The following is a 15,146-nucleotide window of genomic DNA, read 5'->3' as shown; positions in this document are numbered from 1 at the left end:
GGCTCAGGGCGCCGCGACCGCCGCCTGGGGGCGGATCGGCAGGCGGTTGACGGGGCGGCCGGTGGCGGAGCGCACCGCGGCGGCCACGGCCGCCGGGGAGGTGACGACCGGGACCGCGCTGGCTGCCTTGGCGCCGAACGGGGCCACCACGTCCCGTTCCTCGACGAGCTTGACGATCCGGATGTCCGGGGCGTCCAGGGCGGTCGGGAGCGCGTAGCCGGTGAGGTCGGGGTGGCGGACCAGGCCCCGGGCGGTGCGGAGGTTCTCGGTCAGCGCGGCGCCGACGCCCTGGGTGACGCCCGCCTCGATGCGGGTGGCGAGCTGCGCGGGGTTGAGGACCCGGCCGACGTCCTGGGCGACCGCCATCTCGACGACGCGGATCGAGCCCAGCTCGATGTCGACGTCGACGACGGCGCGGATCGCGCAGAAGGCGAGGCCCACGAAGGCGTCGCCCTGGCCGGCGCCGTCGAGGGGTTCGGTGGGGTGCGGACGGCACTGGGCGGTGGCCCAGAGCTCCTTGCCCTCCAGCGCCTCCATGACGGTGGTGGACAGGACTCCGTCGTAGGAGGTGATCTTCCCGTCGGTGATCTGGAGCAGCTCGGTGGACATGCCGAAGTTGTGGGCCAGGGGCTGGAGGAGCTGCGTCCTGACCATCTTGGCGGCCCGTTCGACGGCCCCTCCGGAGACCCAGGTGTGGCGGCCGTGGGTCGCCGGGCCGGCGGGGGGCTGGTCGGTGTCGACGGGCGCGACGTGGACCTCGTCGATGCCCAGGGTGTCCTGGACGATCTGGCGGGCGAGGGTGGAGAACCCCTGGCCGGTCTCGACGGCCGCGCAGATGACGGTCGCCATGCCGTCGTGGACCTTGACGGTGGCGGTGGAGACCTCGTCGGTGCCCTCGGCCCCCAGCATGTGGACCATGCCGAGCGCGTAGCCGACGCCGCGGCGTACGGCGCCGGGCTCCCCCGCGCCCTCCGGGCCGCCGGGGAGGAGCCAGCCGTCCTCCGGGGAGTCCTTGGGGAGGGCGGGCAGCGGGAAGTCGCGGACGGCCTGGAGGAGTTCGGCGACCGGGGCGGGGCAGGTGACGGTCTGGCCGGTGGGGAGGATGTCGCCGGTGGCGAGGACGTTGCGCAGGCGCAGCTCGGCGGGATCGAGGCCGAGGCGCGCGGCGAGCTTGTCCATCTGCGCCTCGTACGCGGCGCAGACCTGCATCGCGCCCTCGCCGCGCACATGGCCGGAGGGCGGGTTGTTGGTGCGTACGGCCCATCCCTCGACGAACGCGTGCGGGACGACGTAGGGGCCGCAGGCGAAGGCGACGGCGGCGGCGAGCGACTCGGAGGAGGCCTCGGCGTACGCGCCGGCGTCGAGGAGGATCTGCGCCTCGACCTTGACCAGGCGGCCCTCCGCGTCCGCGTGGTGGCGGTAGCGCAGCAGGGTGGGGTGGCGGTGGGGGTGGCCGAGGAAGGACTCCTCGCGGGTGGCGGCCAGCTTGACGGGGCAGCCGGTGCGGAGCGCGAGGAGGCCCAGCGGGATCTGGAAGCCGGGGTCCTCGCGGTCGCCGGTGGCGCCGGGGACGCCGGTGACGACCACCTTGACCTGGTCGGGGCCGAGTCCGAAGCAGGCGGCGGCGAGGTCGCGGTCGGTGTGCGGGTCGGTGGATGCGGTGTAGATGTCGACGCCGCCGTCCGGGCGCGGCACGGCGAGCCCTGCCTCGGCCCCGATGGGCGCCGGGTCCTGGCGGCCGATGCGGTACAGGCCCTCCACGACGACCTCGCCGGTGGCGTCCGGGTCGCCGTAGCGCAGCGGGATGTGGCGGATCAGGTTGCCGTCCGGGTGGAGCGGCGGGGCGGCGAAGGCCTTCTCCGGGTCGGTGACCGGGTCGAGGACCTCGTACTCGACGGCGATGGCCGCGGCGGCCAGGCGGGCCGTGTCCGGGTGGTCGGCCGCCACCGCCGCGATGGCCTCGCCGTGGTGCCGCACCAGGTCGGAGGCGAAGACGGGGCGGTCGGCGACCGTGCGGCCGTACGTCGCCGCGCCGGGCACGTCGGCGTGGGTCACCACGACCCGTACGCCGGGCATCTCGGCGGCGGCCGAGGTGTCGATGGAGACCACGCGCGCGTGCGCGTGCGGGGAGCGCAGCACGGCCGCCCACAGCAGGCCCTCGGCCCACAGGTCGGCGGCGTACGGGAAGGTGCCCTCCGTCTTCGCGCGGGCGTCGGCGGACGGAAGGGACGCGCCGAGCCCGTGGGACGGCGGCTCCTGCTGGGGCCCCTGGGGGCCGTCGACCGCCGGGATGGCGGTGGCCGCGTCGTTGTTCACGCCGTGCCTCCGTCGTACGGGTGGGGGATCTGGTGCGGGATGCGGGGCTGCGCGGCGCTCTCCCGGCCGTCGGCGGCCTCCGCGGCCTCCGACGCGGCGGCGGCGCTCGCGGCGCGTTCGGCGACGACCTCGCGCACGGCGTCGAGGACGCCCCGGTAGCCGGTGCAGCGGCAGAGGTTGCCGCAGAGCGCCTGGCGGGTCTCCAGCTCGCTCGGGGCGTGATTGCCCTCGAGGAGGTCGTGGACCGTCATGGCCATGCCGGGGATGCAGAACCCGCACTGGACGGCTCCGCACGCGGCGAGGGCGCGCTGGACGTCGGAGGGCTCGCCGTCGGCGGCCAGCCCCTCGACCGTGCGCACCTCGCTGCCCGCGGCGGTCGCGGCGGGCACCAGGCAGGAGGCCACGAGCCGGCCGTCGACCTGGACGTTGCAGGCGCCGCACTCGCCCTGTGAGCAACCGTCCTTGGCGCCGGCGAGGCCGAGCCGCTCGCGCAGCACGTACAGCAGGGACTCGCCGATCCAGGCCTCGGTGACGGGGCGGTCGGTGCCGTTGACGCGCAGCACGTACGAGATGTGCGGGTGCTCGTCGCTGTCGGTGACGTGGCTGGGGGGCGCGGCCGGCTCCCGCGGGTCCACCCCGCCGGGTGCCGGATGCGCCGTACCCGCGTCCGGCCCTTCGGCGGGGTGCCGGTCCGGGGCGGCGCCGGGGTCTGTGTCCGGGCCCGCCGGGTGAGGGGCCTCGGGCCCGGCGGCCGGGGCGTCCGCCTCGGCGTGCTCCGGCGCGGGGGGCGGCTCGGGCGCGGGCTGCGGCTCCGGCGTCGCCCACGGGGCGGCGGCGCCGCCCGGGAGGGTGGCCGGCGGATTGCCGCCGGTCCACTGCGAGGTGAGGGCCGAGGTGGTGAACTCACCCGACTCGTCCGGAAGATCCCCCTGGGCGACCGGGATCCTCCACTGGCCGGTGGGCTCCGTGGCGACGGGCGCGGGCGCCTGGTGGTTCCACTGCGCCGTCGCGTTCGGGTCGTGCGGGGCCCACGCCCCCGGCGGCACGTAGCCGTGACCGGGGGCCTCCAGCGGGGCGCCGGTCGTCGCCATGTCCGGCGGCAGTTGCACGAAGGCGGTCGCGTCGCCGTCGTACTCGCCCTGGGGCGTCGGCTGCCAGCCGCCCCGCCCCTGCCGGTCGTCGTTCTCGTCGGTGGTCACGACAGCGCCCTCCCCAGTGCCCGTCGGGCCAGCGCGGCGACGGTGCGCCGCAGGTGCAGTACGGCGGGCGGCAACTGCTCCTCGCCCGGCGGGTCCGGGATGCAGGCGGCCGCCACGTACTCGCCGAACGCCGTGAGCGCCTCGGCCGCCAGGCCGCGGTCACCGTCCCAGTCGATCAGCGACGCGATCCAGCGCTCCGCCTCCAGCGGCCGCAGCGGCATCGGGGCGATCGCCCCGACCGCGCACCGCACGCCGCGCCGCGCCGGGTCCAGGACGACCGCGACGGACGCGGTGGCCCGTCCGGGGCCGGTCCGGCCGGTGGCCTTCAGGAACACCTGCGGGGCGTGCAGCAGGGGGACGCGGACGTGCCCGATCAGCTCGGCGGGGCCGAGCAGCTCCCGGCCCGCCAGCAGGTGCGTCACCGGGACCTCGCGCATCCCGCCCGGTCCGGCCACGAGCAGGTCCGCCTCCAGGGCGGCCAGCACGGGCAGGGCGTCGCCGGTGGGCGCGGCGGTGACGATGTTGCCGCCCAGGGTGCCCGCGTTGCGGATCTGGGGCGGACCGGCCGCGCGGGCGGCCGCGGCGAGGGCGGGGATGAGCGCCGCGAAGTCCGGGCGGCCCATGCGCGCGTGGGTGAGGCCGGCACCCAGCAGGGCGTGGCCGTCCTGGTACTGCCAGCCCCGGATCTCGTTGACGCGGCCGAGGCCGACGAGACCGGCGGGGCGCAACTGGCCCTTGTTGACGGCGGCCATCAGATCCGTACCGCCCGCCACGGGAACGGCGGCGGGCATGGCGCTGAGCGCCGCCACTGCCTCGCCGAGCGTGGCCGGCAGCGTCACGGACTGCGCCGCCTGCGGTGCGTGCGTGGTCAACCCAGCTGCCCCTTCCCGGTGTCCCGGCTGTCCCGGCTGTCCCGCCTGTGTGGCCGTACCGTACGTGCTCACAGCCCCGACGTGGCAACTCTGGCACATCTTCCAGGCCGGTCGGCGCGAGGGTCCGCGAAGCACGCATCCGCCCCGGACATCCCGTGACCTGCGAGATGAACCGGTTTGCCATGCCATCGGCGGCACGCGCGGATTGCCACTTCTCGGCGACCTTGTACGACTTATTCCGGCGGCCCCCACGGTCGCAGGTGCCGGGCGCGGGGACGCGGGCCTTGCCCGCGGCTCACACGTTCGGGGGCGTCCCGTCGATCGGGCGTCCGACCACTCCCGGACGCCTCTGCCACGGCAACGGGCCGCCGGGCGGGCGGTAGTGGACGCCGAGCGCGTCCAGGCGCCGGTAGTGGGCGGCCATCCGGCGTTCGAACCCGGCGAAGTCCCGCTCGGCGGGGACGGGCAGCCGGGTGGACCAGGCCACCTCGGCGAAGGCGGCGAGGCGCGGGAAGACCTGGTAGTCGACCCGGGACCGGGACTCCATGACCTCCGTCCAGACGTTCGCCTGGGTACCCAGGACGTGCGCGGCGGCGCCCGGTGACAGCCCCGGCGGTACGGGCTCGAAGCGGTAGACGTCCTCCAGGGTGCGGACGTACCCGATGGGCACCGGCTCGTCGGGGCCGCCGTCCTGCCGGTGGTCCAGGTACACGTGCTGCTCGGGGCACATGACGACGTCGTGGCCCGCCTCGGCGGCGGCGATCCCGCCGGCGTAGCCGCGCCAGGAGGAGACGGCGGCGCCGGGCGCGAGGCCGCCCTCCAGGATCTCGTCCCACCCGATCAGGCGGCGGCCCCGGTCGGCGAGCCAGCGGTCGAAGTGGCGGATGAACCACGACTGGAGGCCGTCCTCGCCGGAGAGCCCGAGCTCCGCGATGCGGGCCTGGGCCGCCGGGGAGGCCCTCCACTGGTCCTTGGGGCACTCGTCGCCGCCGAGGTGGACGAAGGGCGACGTCTCCGCCGGGAAGAGGTCGAGAACCTCCTCCAGGACGCCCTCGTAGAAGCGCAGGGTGCCTTCGGTGGGCGCGAGCACGTTGGGGTTGACGCCCCAGGTGTCCCAGACGGAGAGGGCGGCCGTGTCGACCACGTCGGTGTTGCCGAGTTCCGGGTACGCGGCGATGGCGGCCTGCGAGTGGCCGGGGATGTCGATCTCGGGGACGAGGCGGACGTGCCGCTCGGCGGCGTACGCGACGATCTCGCGGATGTCGTCGCGGGTGTAGTGGCCGCCGTGCGGGGTGTCGTCCCAGAGGTCCGAGGCCCGGTGCCCCCGCTTGGTGCGCGCCCGCCAGCCGCCGACCTCGGTGAGCCGGGGGTAGCGCTCGATCTCGACGCGCCAGCCCTGGTCGTCGGTGAGGTGGAGGTGGAGGACGTTGAGCTTGTGGGCGGCGAGGAGGTCGACGTAGCGGAGGACGTCGTCCTTGGGGAGGAAGTGGCGCGCCACGTCGAGCATGACGCCGCGCCAGCCGAAGCGGGGCGCGTCCTCGACGACGACCCGGGGGACGTCCCACGCGCGCGCGGGGGCGACGGGTGCGCGCCGGAAGGCTTCCGGGCCCAGGAGTTGACGGAACGTCTGGGCGCCCCAGAAGACGCCGGCCGCGGTGCCGCCCTCGATGCGGTGGGCGTGGCCGTCGACCGTGACGCGGTAGCCCTCGGCGGGCAGCCGCGGGTCGATGCCCAGCACGACGCGGTTGCCGTCGTCGTTCCCGTCCGGGAACGACAGGCCGGTGGCGGCCCCGAGCGTGGAGCGCAGCCATCTCGCGACGCCCTCCGTGCCCGGCCGCGCTTCCAGTCGCGTGTCGGCGTCGAGGCGGTCGGGCCCGGCCGGCCGGGCCCGTCGGACGGTGTGCGGGGCGGGGATCAGGTCCATGGGGTCCATGCGGCTCAGTCCTTCACCGCGCCGCCGAGGCCGGAGACCAGGCGGCGCTGTACGAGTACGAAGAAGACCAGCACCGGGACGGTCATCACGGTCGACGCGGCCATGATGCCGCCCCAGTCGTTCTCGTCCGGCTTGAAGAAGACGAGCAGGGCCATGGGGAGCGTCGACTGCGAGGTGTCGCTGATGATGAACGACTTCGCGAACAGGAAGTCGTTCCAGGTGGAGATGAAGGAGAAGACGCTGGTCGCGACGAGCCCCGGGAAGACCAGCGGGAAGAGGATCTGCCACAGGAACCGGGAGCGGCTCGCTCCGTCGAGGTACGCGGCCTCCTCCAGGGCCTCGGGCACGGCCTTGACGAAGCCGCGCAGCATCCAGATCGCGAAGGGGAGGGAGAAGGCGATGTGCGGCAGGATCAGCGAGCCGAGGGTGTTGAGCTGGCCGAAGTCCCGCATGAGGAAGAACAGCGGGATCGTCAGCGCCTCGATCGGCACCATCTGCGCGACCAGGAACATCACGAGCAGCGTCGTGCGGAACCGGAAGCGGAAGCGGGTGACCGCCGTCGCCGCCAGGAAGGCGATGAGGGCGGACGCGAGGACGACCGTCCCGGCGACCAGCAGGCTGTTGAGGAAGTAGCGCCCGAAGTCCTGCTGTTCGAAGACGCGCCGGAAGGAGTCGAGGGACGGGGACAGCGTCCAGGGGCGGGCCTCGGTGGACTGGATCTCGCCCGCCGGTTTCAGCGCGGAGAGGACCATCCAGTACAGGGGGAAGGCGACCACGGCCGCGACGAGGAGGGCGGTGGCCTCGGCGGCGAGGCGGCGGCGCGTACGGATCACAGTTCTTCTCCCCGGCGTCGCACGAGCCGGAGGTGGACCAGCGTGACCGCGAGCAGGATCAGCAGCATGACCACGCCGATCGCCGAGCCCAGGCTGTACTGGGAGGACGCGAAGGCCTTCTGGTACGCGTAGACGTTCAGGACGAGGTTCTGGCCGGCGATGCCGCCGCCGTTGGTCATCACGTAGATCTGGGTGAAGACCTTGAAGTCCCAGATGACCGACTGGATGGTGACGACCAGCAGGATGGGCCGCAGCAGCGGCGCGGTGACGGAGCGCCAGGTGCGCCAGGGGGAGGCGCCGTCGAGCGCGGCCGCTTCCAGGACCTCGGCCGGGATGGCCCTGATGCCCGCGTAGACGGTGACCATCACGAACGGGAACGAGCACCAGACGACCTCGAACAGGACGAGCGCGAAGGCGCTGTGGCGCCCGTACGTCCAGGAGAAGTCGCCCAGGCCGAGGATCCGGTTGACCGGGCCGAAGTCGGGGTCGAAGAGGAACACCCAGACGGTGGACCCGGTGACGGCGGGCGTCGCCCACGCGCCGAGCGCGGCGAGCATCAGCGCGAGGCGGGGGACGGCGCGGACGCGGGTGAGCAGGACCGCGAGGGCGCACCCGACGGCCAGGGTGGCGACGACGCAGGCGGCGGCGAAGAGCACGGTGGCGAGGAGGACCTGCCGGAACTGCGGATCGCGGAAGAGGGCGGCGTAGTTGCCGAGGCCCTGGAAGGACGTCGGTCGCCCGCCGCTGACCTGGGCCTGGGTGTACTCCAGGAGCGAGATGAGCCCGAGCTGGTAGACCGGGTACACCAGGAGGGCGCCGAGCACGGCGAGCGCGGGCGCCAGGTAGAGCCATGGGGTCCAGCCCGCGTGCCCGCCCCGCCGTGTCCGTGCCGCGCCGGCGGACCCGGCCGGGATCGCGTCGTACGTCATGGCGTCAGCCCGCCGCGCCGAAGGCCTCGTTCATCTTCTTCGCCGCGTCGCCGGACGCCGTCGCGACGTCCTTGCGACCGCTGACGACCTCCTGGAACATCGTCGGCAGGACCAGCGACGCGTCGATCCGGCCCCAGGCCGGGGAGGCGGGGACGAACTTCGCGCCCGCCGCGAGCGTGTCGATGAACGGCTTCACGAACGGCTGCTTCCTCGCCACCTCCGCCCGCACGTCGGTGTACGTCGGCAGGAAGCCCATCGCGTCGAACAGCTCGCGCTGCGCGTCCTTGCCCGCCAGCGACTTCACCAGGTCCACCGCCAGTGTCCGGTGCGAACTGCTCTTCAGCACGCCGAGGTTGTTGCCCCCGGCGAACGCCGGGGCGATCGACCCCGCCGTCACGCCGGGCAGCGGCACCACCGCGTACTTCCCCTTCGCCGCACCGGCCTCCACCGCCGCGTGGCTGAAGTCGCCGCCGATCGCCATGGCCGCCTTGCCGGAGGCGAAGGCGGTGACCGTCGCGTTGCCCCCCATGGACGCGCACGTGGCGGCGGGGCAGTTGTCGTCGCCGAAGAGGGAGGTGTAGGCGGCGATGCCCCTGCGGGCGGCGGCGCTGTCGACGGCCGAGGTGTACGAACCGCCGGTCCGGGTGGCGAGTTCGCCGCCGTGCGCCCAGAGGAAGGGCAGCGCGCCGTAGGTGTACGCGCCGCCGACGGCGATCCCGTACAGCTCCGGCCTCGCCTTGCGGATCCTCTTCGCGGTCGCGATCAGTTCGGCCTGTGTACCGGGCGGTTCGAGGCCCAGCTCCCGGAACACGTCGGTGCGGTAGTACAGCGCCCGTACGCCGACGAAGAGCGGCACGCCGTACACCTTGCCGTCCACCGTGACCGAGGCCCGCGCGGTGGGGTCGGTGTCCCTGGCGTCCGCCCACGCGCCGAACTCGGCACCGATGTCGGCCAGTCCGCCGTCCCGGACGTACCCGGCGGTGTCGGTGTTGCCGTACTCGATGACGTCCGGCGCGCTGGCGGGGTCGTTGAAGGCGGCCTTGACGCGCTGGGCGCGGGCGTCGACGGGGATGTACTCGACCTGGACGTCCGCGCCCTCGTGCCGCTTCTCGAAGGCGGCGACGGCGGCGTCGACGACGCGCTCCTTCGGCTTGTTGCCGACCTCCTGGAAGAGCCAGACGCGCAGCGTGCCGGTCTTCTCGTCGCCCTTGGCGCCGGTGTCGGAGGTCTGCGGGGCGCACGCGGCCGCGGCCATCACCAGCGCGGCGGTGACGGGCGCGACGAGCCGGGCAGGAAGCTTCATGGCGGATACCCCTCCGATGGCGTTGCAGCATGCGCAACGGTCGTTTCGTGCTGCACAACACGCAGGAGGTTAGAACGGGCCCGGTGCGCCCACAAGAGGTCTCCACCACTCCGTGATCGAACGACGAAGGCCCCCGGGTCGCGTACGGGTGTGCGTACGCGACCCGGGGGCCTCGATGTCCGGCGGCCGACCGCGCGGCGGTCCTGGCCGGTGCCCGGCGGTCGCCGGGACCTACTTCTTGTCCTTGCCGCCCTTGTCCTTGTCGCCACCGGCGCCCATGGACTCGTAGATCTCCTTGCACATGGGGCAGACCGGGTACTTCTTCGGGTCACGGCCCGGCACCCAGACCTTCCCGCACAGCGCCACCACGGGAGTGCCGTCGAGGGCGCTCGCCATGATCTTGTCCTTCTGGACGTAGTGGGCGTAGCGCTCGTGGTCGCCGTCGCCGTGCGACACCTGCGGCGTCGGCTCTACGAGGGTCCCCGTACCTGCCCCGCGCTCGGGCTCAAGAGTGCTCATGAGCTCCAAGGGTACCCACGTCGGCGGCGTCCGGGGAGCGAGGCCTCGCGCGCCCCGGCGGGGCCCACCGGCGCACGGGGTGTGAAGCCGCTCACTCACGGGGCGGACGGCGTCCGCGGGGTGCGCATGTCCGGCACATGGCCGAAATTCGTCGTATTACCGCACGCGTCCTCCGGCCGCCCCGGCGATCCGCTCCCGGGCGGGCCGGCCCGGAGCCCCTGGGCCGTCCGGGGGTGCCGGATCGCCGGGCTCAGTTGAGCGAGGGGTCGTCCGGGTACGTGGCGATCATCGCCAGCTCGCTGCGCTGGCGTCTGAGCACCTCGCGCCACAGGCTCTCCGGCCGCGGCGACGAGACGTCCCCCGGCTCGGAGTCCACGACGAACCAGGCGCCCTCGGCGAGCTCGTCCTCCAGCTGACCCGGCCCCCAGCCGGCGTACCCGGCGAAGATCCGCAGGCTGCCCAGCGCCGCCGCCAGCAGCTCCGGCGGGGTCTCCAGGTCCACCAACCCGATCGCGCCGTACACCCTCCGCCAGCCCAGCGGACCCTCGTCACCGGGGATGACGGCGAGCCCGAGAGCCGCGTCCAGGGACACCGGACCGCCCTGGAACACCACGCCCGGCTCCCCGGCCAGCGGGGCCCAGCCTTCGAGGATGTCGCCGACACCGACCGGCGTCGGGCGGTTGAGGACCACGCCGAGGGAGCCCTCGTCGTCGTGGTCGAGCAGCAGCACCACCGCGCGGTCGAAGTTCGGGTCCGCCAGCGCGGGGGTGGCTACGAGCAGTCGTCCTGTGAGCGAGGACACCTCGGTCATGCCTGACATGATCCCGCATCTCGGCCCTCCGCGTGGGTCGAGCGGACGACTCGTGACGGCCGGCACCGACCACGGCCCATATCGGACGCGATGTCCGGCCTGGCCGAAAGCGGACCGTAACCGTCCGCAAGGGCCGGGGGACGGAGGGTGTTGTGCCGAATTCATTACCCGCGCGGGGCGTGCTCGGGCTACCGACAAGGCCTCTCCGCCCCCTTACCCTTTTCCCTGGCCCCCTGCCCGCCTCCCCCGGCTGCCGCCGGGGGGACCCCCACCGGAACGCGAGATTCATGACCGGCACAGACGATGTACTGCTTGTCCACGGCGGAACCCCGCTGGAGGGCGAGATCCGCGTCCGCGGCGCGAAGAACCTCGTGCCCAAGGCGATGGTCGCCGCCCTGCTCGGCAGCGGGCCGAGCCGACTGCGGAATGTGCCCGACATCCGTGACGTCCGCGTCGTCCGCGGACTGCTCCAGCTGCACGGTGTGACCGTCCTGCCCGGCGAGGAGCCGGGCGAGCTGGTGCTGGACCCGACGCACGTCGAGTCCGCCAACGTCGCCGACATCGATGCCCACGCGGGCTCGTCGCGCATCCCGATCCTGTTCTGCGGCCCGCTGCTGCACCGCCTCGGTCACGCCTTCATCCCGGGCCTGGGCGGCTGCGACATCGGCGGCCGGCCGATCGACTTCCACTTCGACGTGCTGCGCCAGTTCGGCGCGACGATCGAGAAGCGGGCCGACGGCCAGTACCTGGAGGCCCCGCAGCGACTGCGCGGCACGAAGATCCGGCTGCCCTACCCCTCGGTCGGCTCGACCGAGCAGGTGCTGCTGACGGCCGTGCTGGCGGAGGGCGTCACCGAGCTGTCGAACGCGGCGGTGGAGCCGGAGATCGAGGACCTCATCTGCGTCCTGCAGAAGATGGGCGCCATCATCTCCATGGACACCGACCGGACGATCCGGATCACCGGTGTGGACAGGCTCGGCGGCTACACCCACCGCGCGCTCCCCGACCGCCTGGAGGCGGCGTCCTGGGCGAGCGCGGCGCTGGCGACCGAGGGCAACATCTACGTGCGCGGCGCCCAGCAGCGCTCGATGATGACCTTCCTGAACACGTACCGGAAGGTGGGCGGCGCCTTCGAGATCGACGACGAGGGCATCCGCTTCTGGCACCCGGGCGGCGCGCTCAACGCCATCGCCCTGGAGACGGACGTGCACCCCGGCTTCCAGACCGACTGGCAGCAGCCGCTGGTGGTCGCCCTGACGCAGGCCGCGGGCCTGTCCATCGTCCACGAGACGGTGTACGAGTCGCGGCTGGGCTTCACCTCCGCGCTGAACCAGATGGGCGCGCACATTCAGCTGTACCGGGAGTGCCTGGGCGGTTCGGACTGCCGCTTCGGCCAGCGCAACTTCCTGCACTCGGCGGTGGTGTCCGGCCCGACGAAGCTCCAGGGCGCGGACCTGGTCATCCCGGACCTGCGCGGTGGCTTCTCGTACCTGATCGCCGCCCTGGCGGCCCAGGGCACGTCGCGGGTCCACGGCATCGACCTGATCAACCGCGGCTACGAGAACTTCATGGAGAAGCTCGTGGAGCTCGGCGCGAAGGTCGAACTGCCCGGCAGCGCGATCGTCTGACGCCCCGTGAGCCGTGCCGACGGCCCCTCGCTGCGGCGAGGGGCCGTCGGCCGTTCCCGGGCCCGCGGCGGCCCCGTACGGGCCGGTTACGGACCGCGTAACGCGCCTGTACGGCGGCCGCACGCGGGGGTGCGGCGGTGCCGGGGCCGCCGCCCGCGCCGCCCGCGCCCCGGGCGGCTGTCCGCCCGGAACGCCGTGAACGCCCGGGAAGGGCACCAGGAGCCGCTGTACGGGACGTACGCGCCGTACGCCCGCCTTCGGGCCTCCCGGCCACTCCCCGTCCCGTCACGGCCCGCTGCGGGAAGCCAGTGGCGGGGTGGCGGCAGGAGCGGGGGCATGCGTAAGGGCGGTCACCCCTCGTGGGGTGGCCGCCCTTTCCACGCGCCTGGGGACTTACTTGCCCTTGGCGGCTTCCTTGAGCTTGGAGCCCGCGGAGACCTTCACGCTGTAGCCGGCCGGGATGTTGATCGGGTCGCCGGTCTGCGGGTTACGAGCGGTGCGAGCGGCACGGTGGGTGCGCTCGAAGGTCAGGAAGCCGGGGATGGTGACCTTCTCGTCGCCCTTGGCGACGACCTCGCCGACGGTCTCGGCGAGCGCGGCCAGCACGGCGTCGGCGTCCTTGCGGGTCACCTCGGCACGGTCGGCCAGGGCGGCCACCAGCTCACTGCGGTTCATGTTGTACTCCCGTGTTCTTCTTGCTGTTGAGGCGTGCCACGCGGCGAAGCCGCATAGTGGGCACAGCGAAGCCGATGCTGCCAGGGCCCTTGGACAGTCCCCGGACCCGGGTCTGCTGTCAGACCCTCGCGCCCGAATACGCATCCTGCCCCCACCAGCGGCGGGAAAGCCAATCCGGCACCCTCCGGAGTCACACGAAAAGCGCCACAGCCCCGCCGTGGTGACGTTGGGTCGACCGTGCCGGAACTCCCCGGAGCCGAACCGCCACCCTAAAGGCGGCTTCACGGCCCGGGGACCCGCGACGCGCCGGAGGTCAGGGGGACGTGGGGGCCGTCACACCGGCGCCGGCGGCCTTGGCGGCGTCGCGCACCGCACCCGCCACGGCGTCCGCGACCTTGTCGTTGAACACCGACGGGATGATGTAGTTCGGGTTCAGCTCGTCCTCGGTGACGACGTTCGCCAGCGCGGTCGCCGCCGCCAGCATCATCTCCGTGTTGACGGTGCGGGACTGGGCGTCGAGCAGGCCGCGGAAGACACCGGGGAAGACCAGCACGTTGTTGATCTGGTTGGGGAAGTCGGACCGGCCGGTGGCCACAACTGCCGCCGTCTGGCGGGCGATTGCCGGCTCGACCTCCGGGTCCGGGTTCGCGAGCGCGAACACGATCGCGCCGTCGGCCATGGCCGCCACGTCGTCGCCGGACAGGACGTTCGGGGCGGAGACGCCGATGAAGACGTCGGCGCCGCGCACGGCCTCCTTGAGGGTGCCGGTGACGCCCTCGGGGTTGGTGTTGTCGGCGATCCAGCGCAGCGGCGACTCGGGGTCGGCGGAGACGAGGTCCTCGCGGCCCGCGTGCACCACACCGTGGATGTCGGCGACGACGGCGTGCTTGACGCCCGCCGCGATGAGCAGCTTGAGGATGGCCGTGCCGGCCGCTCCGGCGCCGGACATCACGACCCGCACGTCCCCGACGGCCTTGCCCACCACGCGAAGCGCGTTGGTCAGGGCTGCCAGGACGACGATCGCGGTGCCGTGCTGGTCGTCGTGGAAGACCGGGATGTCGAGGGCCTCGCGCAGCCGTGCCTCGATCTCGAAGCAGCGGGGCGCGGAGATGTCCTCCAGGTTGATACCGGCGAAGCCGGGGGCGATCGCCTTGACGATCTCGACGATGGCGTCGGAGTCCTGGGTGTCCAGGCAGATGGGCCAGGCGTCGATGCCGGCGAACCGCTTGAAGAGGGCCGCCTTGCCCTCCATGACCGGCAGCGCGGCCTTGGGGCCGATGTTGCCGAGGCCCAGGACGGCGGAGCCGTCCGTCACGACTGCGACGGAGTTGCGCTTGATGGTGAGGCGGCGGGCGTCCTCGGGGTTCTCGGCGATGGCCATGCAGACCCGGGCGACGCCGGGCGTGTAGACCATGGAGAGGTCGTCACGGTTGCGGATGGGGTGCTTGGACGCCATCTCGATCTTGCCGCCGAGGTGCATCAGGAACGTACGGTCGGAGACCTTGCCGAGGACGACGCCCTCGATGCCGCGCAGCTTCTCGACGATCTCCTCGGCGTGGCCGGTGGAGGTGGCGGCGATGGTGACGTCGATCCGCAGCTTCTCGTGGCCGGAGGCGGTCACGTCGAGGCCGGTGACCGAGCCGCCGGAGGATTCCACAGCCGTGGTGAGCTGGGAGACCGCTGTTCCGCTCGCGGGCACCTCCAGCCGGACCGTCATCGAGTACGAGACGCTGGGCGCCGTTGCCATGGCCGTGTTCCTCTGCTTTCCCTGGTTCGTTGCCGCGCCGCGCCGGCGGTGACCGGGCGGAGCCCTCCGATGGTCGCACCTACCTGCGAGTAGCAGGTAATAGCGGTCGTTTCGGTCGTACAGTTTTCGGAAACTGTTTTCCACCATACGAGAGAACAGGGTGTCGGCGGAAGCCCCGGCGACAAACGACAGCAGGTCCGCGTCATCGGACGATGACGCGGACCTGCTGGGACGACGTGAGTGGCACCGACCCGCCATGCTCGCCTCGCGGCAAGTGGTCGCTCGTAGCGACGAAGGTTGGGCCCGGGGGCTTGGATCGGGCCGGTGCCACACCCAGGCTAACAAACCGTCCCGGAAAGTGATTCCCCCTCGCCGCACTGT

General features: G+C 73.1%; 12 protein-coding genes. 1 reads left to right on the top strand and 11 read right to left on the bottom strand.

Translation table 11 applies throughout. The features are described 5' to 3' along the window. Positions 1-3 precede the first annotated feature (3 nt). The 9 genes from AC07DW_RS18900 to AC07DW_RS18860 form a co-directional block, all read right to left on the bottom strand. Entirely contained in the window at positions 4-2,316 is a 2,313-nt protein-coding gene (locus AC07DW_RS18900) for a xanthine dehydrogenase family protein molybdopterin-binding subunit (protein WP_478858782.1), read from the bottom strand. Further along, positions 2,313-3,515: a (2Fe-2S)-binding protein gene (locus AC07DW_RS18895; protein ID WP_478858781.1), complete on the bottom strand. Its 1,203-nt coding sequence runs from the start codon at positions 3,513-3,515 to the stop codon at positions 2,313-2,315. The genes AC07DW_RS18900 and AC07DW_RS18895 overlap by 4 nt, the downstream gene beginning before the upstream one ends. Continuing rightward, entirely contained in the window at positions 3,512-4,387 is an 876-nt protein-coding gene (locus AC07DW_RS18890) for an FAD binding domain-containing protein (protein WP_478858780.1), read from the bottom strand. The genes AC07DW_RS18895 and AC07DW_RS18890 overlap by 4 nt, the downstream gene beginning before the upstream one ends. Positions 4,388-4,682: 295 nt before the next feature. Then, a complete protein-coding gene (locus AC07DW_RS18885) occupies positions 4,683-6,320 on the bottom strand; it encodes a beta-N-acetylhexosaminidase (RefSeq protein ID WP_478858779.1) in 1,638 nt (545 codons plus the stop codon). 5 nt (positions 6,321-6,325) lie between these two features. Continuing rightward, positions 6,326-7,153, bottom strand: a complete 828-nt coding sequence (locus tag AC07DW_RS18880) for a carbohydrate ABC transporter permease (protein ID WP_478858778.1) — start codon at positions 7,151-7,153, stop codon at positions 6,326-6,328. Next, positions 7,150-8,082 carry a carbohydrate ABC transporter permease gene (locus AC07DW_RS18875; protein WP_478858777.1) on the bottom strand — a complete coding sequence of 311 codons (933 nt, stop codon included), beginning with the start codon at positions 8,080-8,082 and terminating at the stop codon, positions 7,150-7,152. Before AC07DW_RS18875 ends, AC07DW_RS18880 begins: the two co-directional genes overlap by 4 nt. Positions 8,083-8,086: 4 nt before the next feature. Next, positions 8,087-9,385 (bottom strand): extracellular solute-binding protein, encoded by a 1,299-nt coding sequence (locus tag AC07DW_RS18870; RefSeq protein WP_478858776.1) that lies wholly within the window; start codon positions 9,383-9,385, stop codon positions 8,087-8,089. A 231-nt stretch (positions 9,386-9,616) separates the two neighbouring features. Further along, positions 9,617-9,904 carry a DUF3039 domain-containing protein gene (locus AC07DW_RS18865; RefSeq protein ID WP_023588437.1) on the bottom strand — a complete coding sequence of 96 codons (288 nt, stop codon included), beginning with the start codon at positions 9,902-9,904 and terminating at the stop codon, positions 9,617-9,619. Between the two features lie 250 nt (positions 9,905-10,154). Continuing rightward, the gene (locus AC07DW_RS18860) at positions 10,155-10,715 is read right to left on the bottom strand and encodes a YqgE/AlgH family protein (protein ID WP_064072171.1); all 561 of its coding nucleotides are present in this window, start codon (positions 10,713-10,715) and stop codon (positions 10,155-10,157) included. 287 nt (positions 10,716-11,002) lie between these two features. Here AC07DW_RS18860 and murA point away from each other — a divergent pair, with 287 nt between their 5' ends. Beyond that, positions 11,003-12,343 (top strand): UDP-N-acetylglucosamine 1-carboxyvinyltransferase, encoded by a 1,341-nt coding sequence (murA, locus tag AC07DW_RS18855; RefSeq protein ID WP_478858775.1) that lies wholly within the window; start codon positions 11,003-11,005, stop codon positions 12,341-12,343. Between the two features lie 393 nt (positions 12,344-12,736). Here murA and AC07DW_RS18850 read toward each other — a convergent pair whose 3' ends face one another. Further along, entirely contained in the window at positions 12,737-13,018 is a 282-nt protein-coding gene (locus tag AC07DW_RS18850; RefSeq protein ID WP_017237029.1) for an HU family DNA-binding protein, read from the bottom strand. 313 nt (positions 13,019-13,331) lie between these two features. Beyond that, positions 13,332-14,765 carry an NAD-dependent malic enzyme gene (locus AC07DW_RS18845; RefSeq protein WP_478858774.1) on the bottom strand — a complete coding sequence of 478 codons (1,434 nt, stop codon included), beginning with the start codon at positions 14,763-14,765 and terminating at the stop codon, positions 13,332-13,334. Between the last annotated feature and the right edge of the window lie 381 nt (positions 14,766-15,146).

The organism is Streptomyces sp. NPDC045701 (assembly GCF_056432045.1).
The sequence above is the reverse complement of the archived record's forward strand: the minus strand, read 5'-3'. Positions and strand labels throughout refer to the sequence as shown.